The sequence below is a fragment of the Pseudomonas sp. JC1203 genome, from assembly GCF_056175065.1.
In genome coordinates this window covers 225,679-244,659 of the sequence record NZ_JBWCAM010000009.1, presented here as the reverse complement: position 1 = coordinate 244,659, position 18,981 = coordinate 225,679, and the positions used below count along the sequence as shown (strand labels likewise).

Below are 18,981 nucleotides of genomic sequence, written 5' to 3'. Positions count from 1 at the left end.
GCAGCTGCCGAAGGCTGCGTCCAAGGCTCCACAGGGAGCAACTTCCTACACAACTTTGGGAATCGTTACGCTGCCGCTCCCAGGGCTTCGCGTGCATGCTTGCACTTCCCTCACGGAGTGCCCCCCGACCATGCCCTGCGACCTCTGCCAGCCCCTGCACGCCCCCCTCAACCCCGGTGACGAGTTGGTCTGGCTTGAATACAACGTGTGGGTCACCGACGTGCCCGCCGGCCTGGCCAACATGGACCTCAAGGGCTACCGCCTGCTCAAGGACGCCCGCCTGGCGTGGCCCATCGACCATTTCGACGCCTGGGGCCAGCCCTGGGTAGCCCTGCAGCGCGTGGACGGCGACGCCAGCGTACGTTACGAACTGGTGCGCCTGGAACCGGGCACCTACCGTCCGGTAGCCTGCGACCCTGCCTACCCCGTCATCCGCCATGCGGCTTGCGCAAGGCGCGGGCGCAGCTGCTAATCTTGGCCCCAGGCCCATTATTCCAGAATGCCACCATGCAGCTTCGTACCTTCCTCTTCTGCGCGCTGGCGCTGGGCTATGGCCAGGCTGGCGCCACCACCATCTACAAGTACACAGACGCCTATGGCGTGACGTCCTACACCGACCGGCCCACCCGCAATGCGAAAGTGCTGGTGTTCGCCGACCGCATGAACGAGCGGCTGGACCAGCAGGTGCATCTGGACGTGCGAAAAAACCTGGGTGTGACCACCTTTTCCGCGCGCAACGAACTGTACGCACCCGTGGAAGTGGAGCTGCGCCTGGCCAACCTGGGCAACGTACGCCCCGGCGCGCCTTCGCTGGTGCGGCGGGTGCTGCCGGCGCGCTCGACCATCGACCTGGCCACCCTGGTGGCGCAGAAACCCGGGCAGGCGCTGCGGTTTTCGCAGAAGTTTCGTTATTCGCTGGGCAACCCGTCGACCGCGCCCATGGGTTACCGCTACCCGTTGCCGTGGGTGGGTGGCCCCTTTCGCCTGACCCAGGGCCCCAACGGCACCTTCAGTCATTTCGGCCCCAAGAGCCGCTACGCCATGGATATCGCCATGCCCGTGGGTACGCCAATCATCGCCGCCAGGGGCGGCACGGTGGTCAAGGTGGAAAACGGCCAGGGCAGCGGCGGCAACAACCCGTCCGGCAATTTCGTGCGAATACTGCACGATGACGGCACGATGGGGGTTTATCTGCACCTGATGCAAGGTTCTGTGAGCGTACGTGAAGGCGAACACGTGGCGGTGGGCACGCCATTGGCGCGCTCTGGCAACACCGGCAACAGCACCGGGCCGCACTTGCACTTCGTGGTACAGCGCAACGTGGGCCTGGGGCTGGAGTCCATACCCTTCCAGTTCAACCAACCGGTGGGTACGTTGCCCAACTTTGCGTTGGGCAATAAATAACCAGAAGGGGTGATTATTCCAGGCGAAGCACTTTCGCCAGCACGATCTTGGGCCCCTTCATCTTCTTGATGATGATGCGCAGGCCTTCTACTTCCAGAACTTCTTCCTCTTCAGGCACGCGCTTGAGGCTGTCGTAGATCAGGCCCGCCAGGGTTTCCGCCTCGATGTGGTCCAGGTCCACGCCCAGCAGGCGCTCCACCTTGAACAACGGGGTGTCGCCGCGCACCAGCAGCTTGCCCGGCTGGTAGGCCAGGATGCCGCGTTCGGCCTTGCGGTGTTCGTCCTGGATATCGCCTACCAGCACTTCCAGCACGTCTTCCATGGTCAGGTAGCCAATGACCTTGCCGTCGGCTTCCTCCACCAGCGCGAAGTGCGCGCCGCCCTTGCGGAACTGCTCCAGCAGGCGCGACAGCGGCATGTGCCGGGACACGCGTTCCAGCGGGCGGGTCAGCTCGGCCAGGTTGAACGACTCGGGAATGTGGTCAAGGTCGGCCAGTTCCAGCAGCAGGTCCTTGATGTGCAGCAGGCCCACGAATTCATTGCGCTGGGCGTCGTACACTGGGTAGCGGCTGAACTTGTGGCGGCGGAACATGGCCAGGATTTCCTTCAACGGCGCGTTGAAGTCCAGGCTCACCAGGTCCTCGCGCGAGTTGGCCCAGTCCACCACTTCCAGCTCGCCCATTTCCACCGCCGAGGCCAGCACGCGCATGCCCTGGTCGCTGGGGTCCTGGCCACGGCTGGAGTGCAGGATCAGCTTCAGCTCGTCACGGCTGTAGTGGTGCTCGTGGTGCGGGCCAGGCTCGCCCTGGCCGGCAATACGCAGGATGGCGTTGGCGCTGGCGTTGAGCAGGTAGATGGCCGGGTACATGGCCCAGTAGAACAGGTACAGCGGCACGGCCGTCCACATGGACAGCAGCTCGGGCTTGCGGATGGCCCAGGATTTTGGCGCCAGTTCGCCCACCACGATGTGCAGGTAGGAGATGACGAAGAAGGCGCTGAAGAACGACACGCCCTTGGCCACTTCCGGCGATTGCACGCCTATGGCTTCCAGCAGCGGTTCCAGCAGGTGCGCGAAGGCGGGTTCACCCACCCAGCCAAGGCCCAGCGAGGCCAGGGTGATACCCAGTTGGCACGCGGACAGGTAGGCGTCGAGCTGGCTGTGCACGGTGCGCAGGATCTGCCCACGCCAGCCGTTTTTCTCGGCGATGGATTCCACCCGGGTGGAACGCAGCTTGACCATGGCGAACTCGGCGGCTACGAAAAAGCCGTTGAGCAACACCAGCAGCACAGCGAAAAGAATCATGCCGAAATCGGCGAAGAGTGAAGCGAGGGTAAAGCCAGGGGAAGGGTCCATGATGGAGTTTTACGGGTTCCGTCTTCAGAAAAAGGGGGTGGCAGCGGTGCCTGAAATGCAGGCACAAGACCATCAATGTAGCGGCTGAAGGGGCGCTTGCCTAGAGTACTTTCAGGCCTTGTGCCTGTATCACCAGCTGTTGCGGGGCGAAAATGCAGGTGAAGGTACTGCCTTGGCCCGGTGTGCTGCTGATCTCAAGGTGCCCGCGGTGGCGCAGCAGCACGTGCTTGACGATGGCCAGGCCCAGGCCGGTGCCGCCGGTCGCCGAAGCGCGGCTGGAGTCCACGCGGTAGAAGCGTTCGGTCAGCCGTGGCAGGTGCTTGGCATCGATGCCGATGCCCGAGTCCTGCACGCTCATGTAGGCCATCTTGCCGTCGCCCCACCAGCGGATATGGATGTTGCCCTCGGCTGGGGTGTACTTGACGGCATTGAAGATCAGGTTGGAAAAGGCGCTGCGCAGCTCCGATTCGCTGCCCTTGAGGCGGATGCTGTCGTCGGCCTCAAGCGTGATGCGCTGGTTGCGCTGGCCGGAAAGGGCCTGCGCGTCGCTCTTGATCGACTGCAGCAGGGCGTACACCGCCACCGGCTGGGTGTCGGAGGGGTAGTCGGTGGCTTCAAGCTTGGCCAGCAACAGCAGGTCGTTGAGCAGGGTCTGCATGCGCCCGCCCTGTTGCTGCATCTGCTGCAGGGCGCGAGCCCAGCGCGGGTTCACGTCCTCGACGTTGTCCAGCAGGGTTTCCAGGTAACCGGCGATCACCGTCAGCGGCGTGCGCAGCTCGTGGGACACGTTGGCGATGAAGTCCTTGCGCATCTGTTCCAGCTGGTGAATGCGGGTCACGTCGCGCACCAGCATCAGGTGTTCATTGTTGCCGTAGCGGGTGATCAGCATCTGCACGCGCATGCGGTCATTGATGGGCGAGGGGATTTCCAGCGGTTCGGCGTAATTCTCGGCTTCGAAGTATTCCTTGAAGCGTGGGTGGCGCACCAGGTTGGTGACCGGCTGGCCCCCGTCCTGCGGGGTCTTGAGGCCCAGCAGGGTCTCGGCGGCGCGGTTCCACCATTCCAGGTTGCCGTCGCTGTCGAGCATGATCACCGCATCGCGCAGGGCCGCCGTGGACTCCTGCACCCGGTCGATCACCGCTTGCAGGCGCCCGCGCACGCGCTGGTCGCGGCGTTGCAGGTGGTAGATGCTGTCGAACACGTCGCCCCACAGGCCGTAGCCATCGGGCGGTGCTTCATCGGGTTGGTGCTGGTTGAGCCAGCGGTGCAGGCGCAGCAGTTGCTTGAGGGTCCAGCCCAGGTACACGGCAAGGCCTATGGCCAGGCACCAGCCGTAATAACCGCTGACCAGCCCTGCCAGAAGGCAAAGCGTGACCAATATCAGCATGTGCCTGATCAGGATGCTGTGCCAGTTCTGGTTCAATTAACGTCGCGTCCTTTCGAGTTATGGCCTGGCGGGGGGGCTTCAGCTCTTGGTGGAAAAGCGGTAGCCGGTGCCGCGCACGGTTTGTACCAGATTCTCGTAGGCGATGCCGAGGGCTTTGCGCAGGCGGCGGATATGCACATCGACGGTACGCTCCTCGACATAGACGTTGCCGCCCCACACCTGGTCAAGCAGCTGGCCACGGGTATAGGCGCGTTCCTGGTGGGTCATGAAGAACTGCAGCAGGCGGTATTCGGTAGGACCCATTTCCGCTGGGCGGCCATCGATGGTCACGCGGTGGCTGATGGGGTCCAGCAGCAGGCCGCCGACTTCGATCGGCGCCTCGCCGTCGCTGGGGCCGGCGCGGCGCAGCACGGCCTTCAGGCGCGCCACCAGCTCGCGCGGCGAGAACGGCTTGGTGATGTAGTCGTCGGCGCCCACTTCCAGGCCCTGGATCTTGTTGTCTTCCTCGCCCTTGGCGGTGAGCATGATGATCGGGATATCGCCGGTCAGCTCATCACGCTTGAGGCGGCGGGCCAGCTCGATACCCGAGGTGCCGGGCAGCATCCAGTCGAGCAGGATCAGGTCAGGCTTGCGGTCGACGATGATGGCGTGGGCCTGCTGGGAGTTTTCTGCTTCGAGGCAGTCATAGCCAGCCATTTCCAACGCGACGGCGATCATTTCGCGAATGGGCGCTTCGTCGTCAACGATCAGAATGTTCCTGCCAACCATGCTCAAACCTCTTGTCATTGAAGTGTCTTGGGGCGCATTAGATAACGGAATTATTGCAGTCGTGTGACAGGTTGCCGCCAGCGTACCAAGTTCCAGACGCTGAGCTAAGCTGAAATTCCGTTACCACGAATAACAATGAGGTAGATCCAATGACACGACATACGCTGAACTGGATGGCCTTGGTGGGCGCCTTTGCCCTCGCCGCACCTGCCCTGTCCCACGCCGCAGAGCCTGCGATGGCCAAGGACGGCATGCTGGTGGACCACCACGGCATGACCCTCTACACCTACGACAAGGACGGCGACGGCAAATCCAACTGTAACGACAAGTGCGCTGAAAACTGGCCGCCGCTGATGGCGGAAAGCGGGGCCAAGGACGACGGCGACTGGACCGTGGTCAAGCGTGATGACGGCAAGATGCAGTGGGCGTTCGGCGGCAAGCCGGTGTACACCTTCAAGATGGACAAGAAGGCCGGCGACAAGATGGGTGACGGCAAGATGGACGTCTGGCACGTAGTGCCCACCGACGCTGACGCCGATTGATTCACTTCCTGTAGCAGCAACTATTTGTGGGAGCTGGCTTGCCAGCGAGCTTTTATGGCCTCAACAGCTCGCTGGCAAGCCAGCTCCCACAAAAAAGCTTCAACGCAAGGCGTAGTCGGCGACGATGCCGGCGAAAATCGCCAAACCCGCCCAGTGGTTGTGCAGGAACGCCTTGAAGCATTTCATCCGCTCGCGGTCGCGGGTGCTGTGCCATTCCCAGGCAAAGCACGCCGCTGCTGCCAGCAGCCCCAGGTGGAACCAGCCGCCCAGGCCGAACTGCCCGCCGGCCAGCAGCAGGCACACCAGCGCCAGGCCCTGCAGCAGTACGATGATCAGCCGGTCGGCGTCGCCGAACAGGATAGCGGTGGACTTGACCCCGATGCGCAGGTCGTCGTCGCGGTCGGTCATGGCGTAATAGGTGTCATACCCCACGGTCCACAGCAGGTTGGCGATGTACAGCAGCCAGGCGGCTGCGGGCAGGTGCCCGGTTTCGGCGGTGAATGCCATGGGCATGCCCCACGAAAACGCCGCGCCCAGCACCACCTGCGGGTAATAGGTATAGCGCTTCATGAACGGGTAGGTGGCGGCCAGCAGCAGGCCACCGAACGACAGGCCGATGGTGGTGGCGTTGGTGCACAGCACCAGGGCGAAACTGATACCCACCAGCACGGCGAAGAACACCAGCGCCTCGCGCGAGCTGATGCGCCCGCTGACCAACGGCCGCTGCTCAGTGCGCTTCACGTGGCCGTCGACCTTGCGGTCGGCAAAGTCGTTGATCACGCAGCCAGCGCCACGCATCAGAACCACGCCCAGCACGAAGATCACCAGGTTGGCCAGCGACGGCTTGCCTTCACCGGCAATCCATAGCGCCCACAGCGTCGGCCACAGCAACAGGTAGATGCCGATCGGCTTGTCCATGCGCGTCAGCTGGACGAAGTCCCAGGCGCGCGGGTGGACCCGGTTCAAGGATTTGAGCAGGCTTTGGAACATCAAGGGTTCTCCGCGTCGAGTTGAGCGGCCGGCCACAGGCTCGGCAGGAAGACTTCAGCCACCAGCACCCGCAGCGCGCCACGGTCGAAGCGCGAGCGGCGTGCCCACAGCCCTTCGCACGCCTGCTCGGCGGGCAGCCACTGCACAGGGTAACGGCACACCTCGATGGGCTGGCGCTGGAACGCCGGGGTGGTGAACAGCAGCTCGCCCAGCGAGCGGCTGCCCAGCGCGCCCAGCGCCAGGCCGTCGGCCTCCAGGGCCTGGCGCCCGGCCACGCTGCGGGCATACACCCAGGGGGTGCCCTGGCCGCGCAGGTACACTTCACGCACCCAGCCGCTGCTGCCATCGGCCAGGCCAAGGGCCTGACATTCATCGGCGCGCAGTACCTGCCATTGCTCGTGCAGGGGTGTAACACTGAAGTGGTCGCGGGACAGGCGGGTAAGGCGGCGGGTCAGCGAGCCCTGGTCGAACAACCAGTCACGAATAACGGCATCGGCGCTCGATGGCGCCTGCGCCAGCCAGGCCGGCGCGCAGGTGGGTTCATGTGTCACGGTAAGCAGCTGTCTGCAAGCGGGTAAGCCGCCGAGCTTAGCATGCATTCCCTCTTGCATCTGTGCACAACCCCCAGTACAAAACCGCCTGAGCCGGTCGGCAGCGCAGCAACCAACGATCGACCGAGCCGTGAGCCTGAGCAACGAGGAAACCTGCAAATGAAAAAGTGGCAGTGCGTGGTATGCGGCCTGATCTACAACGAAGCCGACGGCTGGCCCGATGACGGCATCGCCCCTGGCACCCTGTGGCAGGACGTGCCCGAAGACTGGCTGTGCCCCGATTGTGGCGTGGGCAAAATGGATTTCGAGATGATCGAGATCGCTTGATCGATTCTTCCCTGCAAGGAGTACATAAATGACAGCACCTGTGGTGATCGTGGGTACCGGCCTTGCCGGCTACAACCTGGCGCGGGAGTTTCGCAAGCTGGACGGTGAAACGCCGTTGCTGTTGATCACCGCCGATGACGGTCGTTCGTACTCCAAGCCGATGCTGTCCACCGGCTTCGGCAAGAACAAGGACGCCGACGGCCTGAGCATGGCCGAACCCGGCGCCATGGCCGATCAGCTCAAGGCCGAGATCCGCACGCATACGCGGGTCACCGGCATCGACCCGGGCCACAAGCAACTGTGGCTTGGCGAGGAAGCCGTGCTTTACCGTGACCTCGTCCTGGCCTGGGGCGCGCAGACGGTCAGCGTGCCGGTCGAGGGCGATGGCGCCGACACGGTGTTCCCCATCAATGACCTGGAGGACTACGCGCGCTTCCGCGCGGCAGCCCAGGGCAAGAAGCGCGTGCTGATATTGGGTGCGGGCCTGATTGGCTGCGAATTTGCCAACGACCTGATTGCAGGCGGTTATGAAGTGCAGTTGGTGGCACCGTGCGAACAGGTGATGCCGACCCTGTTGCACCCCGCTGCGGCCGCCGCCGTGCAGGCCGGGCTGGAGGGCCTGGGCGCGCGGTTCTACCTGGGCCCGGTGCTCAACCGTCTGCAGCGCGTGGCCGACGGGCTGGAAGCGCACCTGTCCGATGGCACCGTGCTGGGCTGCGACCTGGTGGTGTCGGCCATCGGCCTGCGGCCGCGGGTGGACCTGGCCGCCGCGGCCGGGCTGGAAGTAAACCGTGGCATTGTCGTCGATCGTGCGCTGAAAACCTCGCATGCCAACATCCACGCGCTGGGCGACTGCGCCGAAGTCGATGGCCTGAACCTGTTGTACGTGATGCCATTGATGAGCTGCGCCCGCACGCTGGCGCAAACCCTGGCCGGCAACCCCACGCAGGTCAGTTATGGCCCCATGCCTATCACCGTCAAGACGCCGGTCTGCCCACTGGTTGTGTCCCCGGTGCCACGGGGCCTGGAAGGTGAGTGGCAGGTGGAAGGGCAGGGCGCCGACATCAAGGCATTGTGCCGCGATCTGGCCGGCAACCTGCTGGGCTACGCCCTTACCGGCGCGGCGGTAGGGGAGAAACTGGCGCTGAACCGGCAGCTTCCACCGCTGCTGGCGTAAATAACGGTCTTTCTGTCGGATTAACCCGATTTTTGTCGCTACAAACCCCTGGGGGAGACTGGCGCAGCCTCTTGCGCCGTGCCATTCTCACTCCGTCTGCCGCAGCGTAGAGCCTGCGGCGCCTTCGGCGCTGTTCCGGAAGAACAGCCCGGGCAATAACAACAAAAAACCGTCAAAGGGGCTTCACTATGCGCAAACCAGAACTCGCCGCCGCTATCGCCGAAAAAGCAGATCTCACCAAGGAACAAGCCAACCGCGTGCTCAATGCGGTGCTGGAAGAAATCACCAACGCCCTGCACAAGAAAGACAGCGTCACGCTGGTCGGTTTTGGCACCTTCCTGCAGCGCCACCGCGGCGCGCGCACTGGCAAGAACCCGCAAACCGGTGAGCCGGTCAAGATCAAGGCCAGCAACACCGTGGCGTTCAAGCCAGGCAAGTTCCTCAAGGACAGCGTCAATCCATAAGTGATAGCGCGTAAAAAAGGGCCCTGCGGGGCCCTTTTTCGTTAACGCCGGTCAAAGCAGCTTGTCGTCATCGTCCAGCAAGTGGTCCAGGCCGCCCAGCTCGCCGCGCACCGCGTCGCGGGTCTTGAGCTTGGCCAGTGCCGCTTCCGGCAAGTCGGTGATGCGGATCACGCCCTTGCTGGTCAGTACCTGGATGAGGTCATCGAGCACCCGGATCATGTCCATGTCGCTCTGGCGCAGCTGCTGCAGGCGGCCCTCGATGGTGCCACGGGCCAGCCAGGCCAGCACGTCGGGGTGGTCTTCGACGAGGAAATCTTCTGCCTGAGGATAGGCGTTCTTCTCGGCGCGGATGATGTGACCGAGTGCATTGCGTTGCACGTAGTACATGGGGCCCTCCTTGAGGTAACCGGTAACGTTCAACAAGCAGCTTAGGCTAGCTTGCCCAAACCCGGGCTGCATTGCCATGGGCTGAGGGCGGCGGTGGAAACTATTTTTCCGGCGGCGCGGGGTTCTGTAAAAACACCACGTAACCCCGGAACCACGGGCTATCGCCGAGGAAACCGGGCGCCTGCCAGTCGCCGCCCTGAATCAGCCCTACCTTGAACGGCAAGCCCAGGCGGCTCAGCCTTGGCAGATAAGCAGCGTAATCGGGGATGCTGTGGCGGCCCTGGTAGGTCTGCACCACCACCTCGTCCACCACGCCCTGCAGCTGGCCGATGACCTGGGCATCGGCATTGCTGCTCCAGTCCATCAGCCCGGTAATGCTCAAGCGGTACTGCGTGGGCAGGCGCTGGCGCAGGTCGCGCAGGAACGCCACGTATTCATCGAGGTAGCGGGTACGGGCGTCGAAATCGACCTGGATGCCCACCACCGGGATGCCTGCCCGCGCCCAGCGCTGCACCTGGCCGAACAACTGCCGGTACACCGTGTCTGGCCAGTGCAGGGTGTCCACCCGGTAGGCCAGCCACACCTGGCCTGCGGTAAGCCGGGGCATGGCCATGCCTTGGGCGATCAGCTGCGCCGGCGCCTGGCGGTTGCGCCGGGGTGTGGCGACCTGGCCCTGCAGAATGTACAGCGTGCGCGCGTGGGCCAACGCCGGCTGGCTGGCCACCCCGCCCCACACCCAGAAGGCGTCGTGGCCGGCGGCGTCCACGGCGGCCTGGGCGCTGATGGTAGCGGTCAGCAGCCACAGGGCCAGGCACCAGCGCTTCACCAGTAGTACTGCAGGGTCTTGCCCCAAGTGGTGTCGGCATAGCTTGCCTTCAGGTCGCGGAACCACTTCTTGCGCACCGCCGGGGCGATGTCCTGGCTGCCGCAGCTGTTATAGCCGCTGGGGGCATAGCAGTTAATGGCGCGGTACAGGGCGTAGGCGCGGTCGCCATGGCCGGCCTGCTGGTTGGCGATCACTTGCTGGTAGCCGTCGAGGCGCGAGTAGGCCGGGCCGTTGAAATTGCCTGGCTTGCCCTTCGATTTCGCGGCGCGCTGGTCCATCGGCAGCGAGTCCAGGCTGTTGCGCAGCATGAACTCGCCCAGGCAATTGAGCGCCTTGGGGTCGCTGGCGGACTTTCGCAGCGCGGCGGCGGTATCGGCGATGGCCGGGCAGGTGTAGCCCGATGCGGCCTGGCCGCCCTGCCAGCGGAACATGGCCAGGCTGCGGCCATCACCGTAGACGAAGCCCAGGCTTGTGGTCAGTTTTTGATCAGCAGGTGGTTGTGCGGGCAGCAAGGCCATGTCCTTGCCGAAGTCGGCGTACAGGCCGCGTGTCAGGTCTTTGTACAGCAGCACGAACAGCGCCGTGTCGCGCTCGGTCTGGTCCAGGCCCTTGCTGGCCTGGCGGCGCAGCAGGTCGGCGCTGGCGCTGCTGTAGAGCAAGATGTTGCGCAGTTGCGCAGCCTTGATCGGCGAGTCATCGGCGAACACCTTGTCCAGCTGGCCGCTGCTTTGGTAATTGAGTGCCAGGGCCATCTCCAGCTGGTCGCGCTGCAGCGGTTGCTGGGCGGCGGGCAGCAGTTTCAGCCACAGCTGCGCGGCGCCGGGGTAATCCTTCTTCTGCTCCAGGGCCAGGCCTCGCAAGGTCTGCTGGCTGAACGCCAGGTAGTCGAGCTTGGTCGGTACGTTGGCGGGCACGGCGGCCAGGGTGGCGTCAGGGTCGTTGGCGATGTACAGCTGGTACACGCCCAGCAGGTAGTCGTGCAGGCCCGGCTGTTCGGTAAACAACGGCTTCTGCGCTTGCAGCTCAGCCAGCGTCAGCGTGGGCAGGGGCTTGCCGCGCAGCTGCATCAGGTCCACCACGGCCAGCACCAGCGGGTCCTGCACCTGCTCAGGCTTGGCGCCCACCAGCAGCTTGGCGTCGGCTTCGGTAATCAGCTGGCCAAGGTCAGTGTTGCGTTGCTGCGGCGTGGCCTGGGTGAGCTGCCAGGCGAAATCGGCGGCCAGCGCCTTCTGGTCGCCGGCCAGCCAGTGCACACGGCGCAGCAGGCCGCGGGCCGAGGTGGCGTAATCGCCCTGTGGATAAGTTTCCAGGTAACGGTTGAAGCCAGCGCCGGCCTGTTGCAGCGCCGTGGTGTCGACCTTGGCCAGCGCTACCATGCCGTACTCGTCGAAGGCGTTGGCCTGGGCGGCGTTCAACGCGGTACGGGCGCTCATGTACAGCGCCGTTTCCTTCACCCACGGTGCCGGGCTGTTGGCCAGGGCAGTGAATTGCACCTGGGCCTGGTCGAAATGGCCACGGTAGAAATTGGCGGCGGCTTGCAGGTAGCTGGCGAAGGCCTGGCCTTGTGCCGACTGCACCGTGGGCAGCAGGGTGGCGAGGTCGCTGTCGCTCCATTCACAGGCGCCCAACATGGCCAGCCGCGCCTTGCCCAGGGCCAGCCGCTCGTCTGTCGGCAGGTCCTGCAGTTGTTTCAGGAATTGGCTGGCGCTGGCTTCGGCGTTGCTGCGGCACCGGCTGCCTTCGCCGCCCAGGAAGTTGTCGCCGGCCAGGTTTTGCGGGGCGGCGGGCAGGCCCAGCTGGCTGCTCAACTGGTCCAGGGCACGCGGGGCTGGCGCCGCCGTGGCGTCCGGCGCTGGTGCTGGCGGGCTGGCTGGCGTCAGGCGCGCCATGTCGAAGGGCACCGGGCCGTAGCCTTCCTGGCGCTCCTGGTCGGTGATGCCCATGTCGGGCAGGGGCAGCGCGCCCTTGTCGGCCAGCAGCAGGCGCAGGTTTACCTGGCTGTCGTTGCCAGGGGACAGGAAGGGCAGGCTGTTGCAGCCGCCGGCGAAGCCGCTCACGTTGAGCACCCAGGCCGGGTAGCAGGAGTCGTCGCCGCTGGCGAAGGCCTGGGTGGCGAAGCCGGCGCTGACGGCCAGGGCAAGCGGGGCTAGCAGGCGGGTGCGCATTGATCGTCCTTAATCGGTTGTTCTAGGTGTCGGTGATGATACAACCGCCGCTGGAGGGCGCGGAAAAATCCCGCAATAAAACAAAAATTCCAAATAAATTATTTATAGAAAAATAATTGATTTAGCCATGGCGGCGTTCTAGCCTGAGATCACTCGAACGGCTTTCCTTTCGAAAGCCTGATCAAGCGGCCCACAACAACAAATCAGGAGCCATCATGACTTTGAACATCGGTGTCATCGGGACCGGCGCAATCGGCCGCGAACACATCCGCCGCTTAAGCTTCGCCCTGGCTGGCGCACGCGTGGTGGCGGTTAACGACATCAACGCCGAGCAGGCGCGCGGCGTGGTCACCCAGCTGGGCATCGAGGCCGAGGTGTACGCCAGCGGCCAGGACCTTATCAACGCGGCCAACGTGCAGGCCGTGCTGGTGACGTCCTGGGGCCCCAGCCACGAAGAGTTCGTGCTGGCGGCCATCGCCGCGGGCAAGCCGGTGTTCTGCGAAAAACCGCTGGCGGTCACGGCCGAAGGCTGCCGGCGCATCGTCGAAGCCGAGATGGCCCACGGCACCCGCCTGGTGCAGGTCGGCTTCATGCGCCCGTTCGACCAAGGCTACCGCGCCCTGAAGGAAGTGATCGACAGCGGCGCCATCGGCGAGCCGCTGATGCTGCACTGCGCCCACCGCAACCCCGAAGTGCCCACCGCCTATGGCACCAGCATGGCCATCACCGACACGCTGATCCATGAGCTGGACGTGCTGCGCTGGCTGGTCGACGACGATTACGTCTCGGCCCAGGTGGTGTTCCCGCGCAGCACCCGCAACACTCATGCCGCTCTGCGCGACCCGCAGATCGTGCTGCTGGAAACCGCCAGGGGCGTGCGCATCGACGTCGAAATCTTCGTCAACTGCAAATATGGCTACGACATTCAGTGCGAGGTGGTGGGCGAGCAGGGCATCGCCAAGCTGCCCGAGCCCACCGCCGTGCAGATGCGCAGCGACGCCAAGCTGTCCACCGGCATCCTGATGGACTGGAAAGACCGCTTCATCGACGCTTACGACGTGGAGCTGCAGGCGTTCATCAAGGGCGTTACCAGCGGCCACCTGGGTGGCCCGTCGGCCTGGAACGGCCTGGCCGCCGCCGTGGCCGCCGACGCCTGCATCCTGGCGCAGACCAGCGGCAAGATCGAAGCCATCGACCTGCCACCGCGCCCGGCCTTCTACGCCGACTGAAACCCGGCCGTGGGAGCGGGCTTTGCCCGCGAAAGCCGCACCGCGCAGTCTCAGCCAGACCGTGGCGTTACCTTCGCGGGTAGAACCCGCTCCCACTACAGCAGCCCCGTAACCGCGGTTACGGGGATTTTTTCGCCTGCTGAAACGCTGCTGTAACGCGCGCAACGGCACTGTTGCGTCTATAACAACAAGGCAGCCAGGCATTTGCGCCATACCACGAAATGTCTCGCCGCCACTATTGACGGAGGGGGATTCCTTGCCCGAATATAGATAGTTAGCAAACTATGAATATCGGTGTGTTCCTGTCCAAATGAACCTCGACAAGCTGCACCTCAATATCAGTAGTGGCATGGTCACGGCCGCCCGCCATTGGCGCCGCATCTGCCAGACCACGTTGGCCAACTACGGCATTTCCGAAGCCTGCGCGGTGCCGCTGCTACTCATCGTGCGCCTCGGCGACGGCGTGCGGCAGGTTACCGTGGCCCACGCCGCAGGGCTTGAGAGCCCGTCCCTGGTGCGCCTGCTCGACCAACTATGCGCGTCGGGCTTCGTGATCCGCACCGAAGACCCTACTGACCGGCGCGCCAAGGCCTTGAGCCTGACCGCCACCGGGCGCGAACTGGCCGAAGCCATCGAAGGCGAACTGGTGCGCCTGCGCCGCGAAGTGCTGCACGACATCGCTCCCGCAGACCTTGAGGCCGCCCTGCGCGTAGTGCGGGCCTTCGAGGAGGCCGGGCAGGGCACGGCGGTGTCGTCGTCTTGAAAGCCTTTTTCAGCGATGTGCCGCCGCTGCGGGACTGGTTCTACGGTGTCCGTACCTTCATCGCCTCGATGGTGGCGCTGTACGTCGCAATGAAGCTGGAAATGCCACGGCCGTACTGGGCCATGGCCACCGTCTACATTGTCTCAAGCCCCTTCGTCGGCCCTACTACGTCCAAGGCGCTGTACCGGGGCATCGGGACTTTCGTGGGCGCTGCGGCCGCCGTGCTGTTCGTGCCCATGTTCGTGCAGACGCCATTCCTGCTGGCGCTGATTGTGGCGGCCTGGACCGGCACCCTGCTGTTCCTGTCGCTGCACCTGCGCACGGCCAACAGCTACGCGCTGATGCTGGCCGGCTACACCATGCCGCTGATTGCGCTGCCGGTGGTGGACAACCCCACGCTGGTCTTCGACATCGCCTCGGCGCGCTTCCAGGAAATTTGCCTGGGGCTGATCAGCGCCGCCGTCATCGGCTCCATCTTCTGGCCGCGGCGCCTGGCGCCGGTGCTGGGCGACGCCACGCGCAAGTGGTTCGTGGAAGCCACCACCTACAGTGATCGCTTCCTGTCGCGGGAAATTACCGCTACTGAAGTAGGCACCCTGCGCGCGTCGATGGTCGCCACCTTCAACTCCCTGGAATTGATGATCGGCCAGATCCCCCACGAAGGCGCGCTGCCGCAGACCGTGCGCAACATCAAGGAACTGCGCGGGCGCATGATTCACCTGCTGCCCACCATCGATGCGCTCGACGATGCGCTTATTGCCGTGGAGCGCCGCACCGAGCTGATCGCCATCCTGGCGCCAGTGCTCGAAGACGTGCGCCAGTGGCTCAAGGAAACCGGGGAAAACGCCTCGCCGGCCTTGTGGACCCAGCTGCATACTCGCCTGGACGATCTGCAGCCCGAACCCGAAGCCCTTGATGACCGCCGCAACCTGCTGCTGTCCAACGCCCTGTACCGGCTGGGCGAATGGGTGGACCTGTGGCAGGACATGCGCACCCTGCAAGTGGCCATCGAGACCGAGGACCAGTCGCAATGGCGCGCCGTGTACCGCCACTGGCGCCTGGGCCGGCTGTCGCCATTCTTCGACCGTGGCATGATGATGTACTCGGCGTTCACCACCATCATGGCCATCGTCGTGGCCTCGATGATCTGGATTTTCACCGGCTGGGCCGATGGCGGGGGCGGGGTGATCCTGGCGGCCGTGGCTTGCAGCTTCTTTGCCGCCATGGACGACCCGGCGCCGCAGATCTATCGGTTCTTCTTCTGGACCTTGATTGCGGTAGTGATGTCCAGCCTCTACCTGTTCCTGATCCTGCCCAACCTTCATGATTTCCCCATGCTGGCGCTGGCGTTCGCAGTGCCGTTCATTACTGCGGCCACGCTTACCCTGCAGCCGCGCTTCAACCTCGGCATGATGCTGACGCTGGTCAACGGCGCCACTTTCATCAGCCTCGACACGGCCTACGATGCCAACTTCCTGTCCTTCTTGAACTCCAACATCGCGGGGCCTGCGGGCCTGCTGTTCGCGTTCCTCTGGACGCTGATGGTGCGTCCGTTCGGCACCGAGCTTGCGGCCAAGCGCATGACCCGCTTCAGCTGGCGCGACATTGTCAGCCTCAGCGAAAAGGCCACCCTGGCCGAGCACCGCGCCATGGGCGTGCAGATGCTCGACCGGTTGATGCAGCACCTGCCGCGCCTGGCGCAGACCGGCCAGGACACCGGCGGCGCGCTGCGCGACCTGCGCGTGGCGCTGAACATGCTCGATTTGCTGGCCTACATGCCGCGCATCCCGGTGGGCCCGCGCGCCCAGGTGCGGCAGGTGGTGGACGAGGTAGGTGCCTATTTCCGCAACTGCCTGAAAGCCCGCGAACGGCTGCCCGCGCCCATGGCTATCCTCATGACCATGGACCGCGCGCGCCGGGCGTTGAGCCAGCAGAACGTGGGTGACGAGGCCGAGGCGCGGGTGCAGATGCTGCATTCGCTCAGCGGCCTGCGCCTGGCGCTGCTGCCGGGTGTGGAAGTGGTTATCGAGCCGAGCGCTGCCCCAGAGCCGCCGACTCAAGGCCTGGATGGAGCTCCGTTATGATCGGTGAAATTGATGTAAGCGGGATCTTCCTGCCCACGCTACTGGTGATGATGGCTATCACCTATGTGCTGTTTCTGATGGTGCATGGCGTGCTCAATCGCCTGCATTTTTATCGCCTGGTCTGGCACCGGGCCTTGTTCAACGTCGGTCTGTACGCGCTGATGCTAGGCGCGGTGGACGCACTCTGCCGAAACCTGATGACATGAAAAAACCTTTGTTGACCGTTGGCCGCCTTCTCCTGACCTTGCTGGTGGTGGTCCTTGCCACTGTGGTGGTCTACCGCATGGTGATGTACTACATGTTCGCGCCCTGGACCCGCGACGGCCACATCCGTGCCGACGTTATCCAGGTCTCGCCCGACGTTTCCGGGCTGATCCAGGACGTGGCGGTGCGCGACAACGAAGTGGTCAAGCGTGGGCAGGTGCTGTTCACCATCGACCAGGACCGCTTCAGCCTGGCCCTGCGCCAAGCGAAAGCCGGCCTGGCCGACCGTCAGGAAACCATGGCCCAGGCGCAACGCGAGGCGCGTCGGAACAAGGGCCTGGGCAACCTGGTGGCCAAGGAGCAACTGGAAGAGAGCGATTCCAAGCTGGCCCGCGCCCAGGCTGCGCTGGCTGAAGCCCAGGTGGCCGTGGATACCGCCCAGCTGAACCTTGACCGTTCGGTGATCAAGAGCCCCGTGGATGGCTACCTCAACGACCGTGCGCCGCGTGCTCACGAGTTTGTGGCAGCCGGGCGCCCCGTGTTGTCGGTGGTGGACAGCAGCTCGTTCCACGTCGATGGTTATTTCGAGGAAACCAAGCTGCCGCTGATAGAAGTGGGGCAGAAGGTCGACATTCGCGTGATGGGTGACAACGCGCGCCTTACTGGCCATGTGCAGAGCATCGTCGCCGGTATCGAAGACCGCGACCGCACCAGCGGCTCCAACCTGCTGCCCAATATCAACCCGGCCTTCAGCTGGGTACGCCTGGCCCAGCGGATTCCGGTGCGCATTGCCTTCGACGACGTGCCGGAGCACTTTCGCATGATCGCCGGGCGCACCGCCACGGTGTCCATTGTCGACGAGACCGGCCACTCTGCGGAGGCCACTCGATGAACCACTGCGTGCGTCTTTCGGCGGTGGCCCTCGGGTTGCTGCTGTCGGCCTGCCAGATGGTCGGGCCGGACTACCACCGGCCCAAGGAAGGCGCGATCAACCGCCCGGACCTGCAAGGCAGCCTGGCCACTGGCGACAGCAACGTGGTGTCGGCGCCGGTGCCGCAGGACTGGTGGAAGCTGTACAACGACCCGCGCCTGGACCAGTTGGTGAACCAGGCGCTGGTGTCGAGCACCGACTTGCGGGTGGCGGCGGCGAACCTCAGCCGCGCCCGCGTGCAAATCGAGGAAGCGCAGAACGCCGGTGGTTTTACCACCACCACCGAGGCGGGTGCGCAGCGCTTGCAGGAGTCAGCCGAATCCTATCTGCAGGGTGTGAAGATCCCGGTGGCCAACGTCGGAAGCCTGGCGTTGACCACTTCGTATCAGTTTGACCTGTGGGGCACGTTGAAACGTGGCGTCGAGGCCTCCCAGGCCAACGCCGACGCGGCCCAGGCCGCCGCCGACACCGCGCGCATCACGCTGGTGGCCGAAGTGGTGCGTTCCTACACGCAGATCTGCGCTGCCAACGAAGAACGGCACATTGCCCAGAAGTCCCTGGACCTGCAGATGCAGGGCGTGCGGTTGACGCAGCGCCTGCGTGACGCTGGCCGTGGTGATGAAACCCAGGTGACGCGCACCCAGACGCAGTTCAAGTCGTTGCGTGCCGACCTGCCCAAGTTCGAAGCCCAGCGCCAGGCCGGGTTGTACACCCTGGGCATGCTGCTGGCGAAACCGGTCAATCAGTTGCCGGCGGGCACCGCCGACTGCGCCGAGCTGCCGAAGATCGCCCAGGTGATGCCCGTTGGTGACGGCGCCGCGCTGCTCAAGCGCCGCCCCGACGTGCGCCAGGCCGAGCGCAAGCTGGCCGCCGCCACCGCCGAAATCGGCGTGGCCACCGGCCAGCTGTACCCCAACATCAGCTTCGGTGCCACCGTGGGCTCCGTGGGGTTCCTCAAGGACCTGGGTGAAGACACCGCCAACCGCTGGGGCTTTGGCCCGCTGATCACCTGGACCATCCCGGGCAACCAGGCGCGTGCCCGGGTGCGTGAGTCCGAGGTGGCCACCCAGGCGGCCCTGGCGCACTTCGATGGCGTGGTACTCAATGCCGTGCGCGAAGCCCAGACTGGCCTGGCCCAATACACTGCCCTGCTGGAACGCCGCGACGCCCTGGCCGACGCCGAGCAATCGGCCCGCCAGGCCGCCGACCAGACCCACCGCTTCTACCTGGCCGGCCGCGAATCGTTCCTGGCCGACCTGCAGGCCACCAAGACCTACACCGACGTGACCGCCCAGCTGTCCGCCGCCAACACCCAGGTGGCGATGCAGCAGATCAACGTGTTCCTGGCGTTGGGTGGCGGTTGGGAAACCCCGCAACACTCAACCACCCCGTAGCAGCTGCCGCCAGGCGGCGTCCTGGGCTTGCACC

General features: G+C 64.7%; 20 protein-coding genes. 12 read left to right on the top strand and 8 right to left on the bottom strand.

The annotated features are described in order from the left end of the window. The first annotated feature begins 130 nt into the window (after nucleotides 1-130). Entirely contained in the window at nucleotides 131-472 is a 342-nt protein-coding gene (locus AC0SZ7_RS15995) for a hypothetical protein (RefSeq protein ID WP_475505287.1), read from the top strand. A gap of 35 nt (nucleotides 473-507) precedes the next feature. Next, on the top strand, nucleotides 508-1,404 hold the full coding sequence (locus tag AC0SZ7_RS15990; RefSeq protein WP_475505286.1) for a peptidoglycan DD-metalloendopeptidase family protein: 897 nt from the start codon (nucleotides 508-510) through the stop codon (nucleotides 1,402-1,404). Nucleotides 1,405-1,417: 13 nt separating this feature from the next. Here AC0SZ7_RS15990 and AC0SZ7_RS15985 read toward each other — a convergent pair whose 3' ends face one another. From AC0SZ7_RS15985 to phoB, 3 genes are all read right to left on the bottom strand, one after another. Further along, nucleotides 1,418-2,758, bottom strand: coding sequence for a hemolysin family protein (locus tag AC0SZ7_RS15985; RefSeq protein ID WP_475505285.1), 1,341 nt, complete (start codon nucleotides 2,756-2,758; stop codon nucleotides 1,418-1,420). Between the two features lie 100 nt (nucleotides 2,759-2,858). Beyond that, nucleotides 2,859-4,181 (bottom strand): phosphate regulon sensor histidine kinase PhoR, encoded by a 1,323-nt coding sequence (gene phoR, locus AC0SZ7_RS15980; RefSeq protein WP_475505284.1) that lies wholly within the window; start codon nucleotides 4,179-4,181, stop codon nucleotides 2,859-2,861. Between the two features lie 42 nt (nucleotides 4,182-4,223). Next, nucleotides 4,224-4,913, bottom strand: coding sequence for a phosphate regulon transcriptional regulator PhoB (gene phoB, locus AC0SZ7_RS15975; RefSeq protein ID WP_008366891.1), 690 nt, complete (start codon nucleotides 4,911-4,913; stop codon nucleotides 4,224-4,226). A 149-nt stretch (nucleotides 4,914-5,062) separates the two neighbouring features. On the opposite strand from phoB, the gene AC0SZ7_RS15970 reads away from it, so the two are divergent. Next, nucleotides 5,063-5,455, top strand: a complete 393-nt coding sequence (locus AC0SZ7_RS15970; RefSeq protein WP_475505283.1) for a COG4315 family predicted lipoprotein — start codon at nucleotides 5,063-5,065, stop codon at nucleotides 5,453-5,455. A 99-nt stretch (nucleotides 5,456-5,554) separates the two neighbouring features. Here AC0SZ7_RS15970 and ubiA read toward each other — a convergent pair whose 3' ends face one another. Both ubiA and AC0SZ7_RS15960 read right to left on the bottom strand, forming a co-directional pair. Then, nucleotides 5,555-6,445 (bottom strand): 4-hydroxybenzoate octaprenyltransferase, encoded by an 891-nt coding sequence (gene ubiA / locus AC0SZ7_RS15965; RefSeq protein ID WP_475505282.1) that lies wholly within the window; start codon nucleotides 6,443-6,445, stop codon nucleotides 5,555-5,557. Then, entirely contained in the window at nucleotides 6,445-7,044 is a 600-nt protein-coding gene (locus AC0SZ7_RS15960) for a chorismate--pyruvate lyase family protein (protein WP_475505281.1), read from the bottom strand. Before AC0SZ7_RS15960 ends, ubiA begins: the two co-directional genes overlap by 1 nt. Nucleotides 7,045-7,155: 111 nt before the next feature. Here AC0SZ7_RS15960 and AC0SZ7_RS15955 point away from each other — a divergent pair, with 111 nt between their 5' ends. The 3 genes from AC0SZ7_RS15955 (at nucleotide 7,156) to AC0SZ7_RS15945 (ending at nucleotide 8,964) form a co-directional block, all read left to right on the top strand. Continuing rightward, complete coding sequence (locus tag AC0SZ7_RS15955; RefSeq protein WP_027616797.1) at nucleotides 7,156-7,323, top strand: rubredoxin; 168 nt, start codon at nucleotides 7,156-7,158, stop codon at nucleotides 7,321-7,323. A 28-nt stretch (nucleotides 7,324-7,351) separates the two neighbouring features. Further along, nucleotides 7,352-8,500 (top strand): NAD(P)/FAD-dependent oxidoreductase, encoded by a 1,149-nt coding sequence (locus AC0SZ7_RS15950; RefSeq protein WP_475505280.1) that lies wholly within the window; start codon nucleotides 7,352-7,354, stop codon nucleotides 8,498-8,500. A gap of 188 nt (nucleotides 8,501-8,688) precedes the next feature. Beyond that, the gene (locus AC0SZ7_RS15945) at nucleotides 8,689-8,964 is read left to right on the top strand and encodes an HU family DNA-binding protein (protein ID WP_008366879.1); all 276 of its coding nucleotides are present in this window, start codon (nucleotides 8,689-8,691) and stop codon (nucleotides 8,962-8,964) included. A 51-nt stretch (nucleotides 8,965-9,015) separates the two neighbouring features. Here AC0SZ7_RS15945 and AC0SZ7_RS15940 read toward each other — a convergent pair whose 3' ends face one another. The 3 genes from AC0SZ7_RS15940 to AC0SZ7_RS15930 form a co-directional block, all read right to left on the bottom strand. Continuing rightward, nucleotides 9,016-9,351 (bottom strand): tryptophan synthase subunit beta, encoded by a 336-nt coding sequence (locus tag AC0SZ7_RS15940; RefSeq protein ID WP_475505279.1) that lies wholly within the window; start codon nucleotides 9,349-9,351, stop codon nucleotides 9,016-9,018. A gap of 100 nt (nucleotides 9,352-9,451) precedes the next feature. Then, the gene (locus AC0SZ7_RS15935; protein ID WP_475505278.1) at nucleotides 9,452-10,177 is read right to left on the bottom strand and encodes a DUF3142 domain-containing protein; all 726 of its coding nucleotides are present in this window, start codon (nucleotides 10,175-10,177) and stop codon (nucleotides 9,452-9,454) included. Beyond that, a complete protein-coding gene (locus tag AC0SZ7_RS15930; protein WP_475505277.1) occupies nucleotides 10,174-12,342 on the bottom strand; it encodes a PA5441 family protein in 2,169 nt (722 codons plus the stop codon). Before AC0SZ7_RS15930 ends, AC0SZ7_RS15935 begins: the two co-directional genes overlap by 4 nt. 215 nt (nucleotides 12,343-12,557) lie before the next feature. Here AC0SZ7_RS15930 and iolG point away from each other — a divergent pair, with 215 nt between their 5' ends. The 6 genes from iolG to AC0SZ7_RS15900 all read left to right on the top strand — a co-directional run bounded on the left by iolG (nucleotide 12,558) and on the right by AC0SZ7_RS15900 (nucleotide 18,947). Continuing rightward, a complete protein-coding gene (gene iolG / locus AC0SZ7_RS15925) occupies nucleotides 12,558-13,571 on the top strand; it encodes a bifunctional inositol 2-dehydrogenase/D-chiro-inositol 1-dehydrogenase (RefSeq protein WP_475505276.1) in 1,014 nt (337 codons plus the stop codon). A 310-nt stretch (nucleotides 13,572-13,881) separates the two neighbouring features. Continuing rightward, nucleotides 13,882-14,334 carry a MarR family winged helix-turn-helix transcriptional regulator gene (locus AC0SZ7_RS15920; RefSeq protein WP_475505275.1) on the top strand — a complete coding sequence of 151 codons (453 nt, stop codon included), beginning with the start codon at nucleotides 13,882-13,884 and terminating at the stop codon, nucleotides 14,332-14,334. Continuing rightward, nucleotides 14,331-16,418, top strand: coding sequence for an FUSC family protein (locus tag AC0SZ7_RS15915; protein WP_475505274.1), 2,088 nt, complete (start codon nucleotides 14,331-14,333; stop codon nucleotides 16,416-16,418). Before AC0SZ7_RS15920 ends, AC0SZ7_RS15915 begins: the two co-directional genes overlap by 4 nt. Then, nucleotides 16,415-16,624: a DUF1656 domain-containing protein gene (locus AC0SZ7_RS15910; RefSeq protein ID WP_008366872.1), complete on the top strand. Its 210-nt coding sequence runs from the start codon at nucleotides 16,415-16,417 to the stop codon at nucleotides 16,622-16,624. Before AC0SZ7_RS15915 ends, AC0SZ7_RS15910 begins: the two co-directional genes overlap by 4 nt. Continuing rightward, complete coding sequence (locus tag AC0SZ7_RS15905) at nucleotides 16,621-17,514, top strand: efflux RND transporter periplasmic adaptor subunit (protein ID WP_475505273.1); 894 nt, start codon at nucleotides 16,621-16,623, stop codon at nucleotides 17,512-17,514. Before AC0SZ7_RS15910 ends, AC0SZ7_RS15905 begins: the two co-directional genes overlap by 4 nt. Beyond that, on the top strand, nucleotides 17,511-18,947 hold the full coding sequence (locus tag AC0SZ7_RS15900; protein WP_475505272.1) for an efflux transporter outer membrane subunit: 1,437 nt from the start codon (nucleotides 17,511-17,513) through the stop codon (nucleotides 18,945-18,947). The genes AC0SZ7_RS15905 and AC0SZ7_RS15900 overlap by 4 nt, the downstream gene beginning before the upstream one ends. Nucleotides 18,948-18,981: the final 34 nt, after the last annotated feature.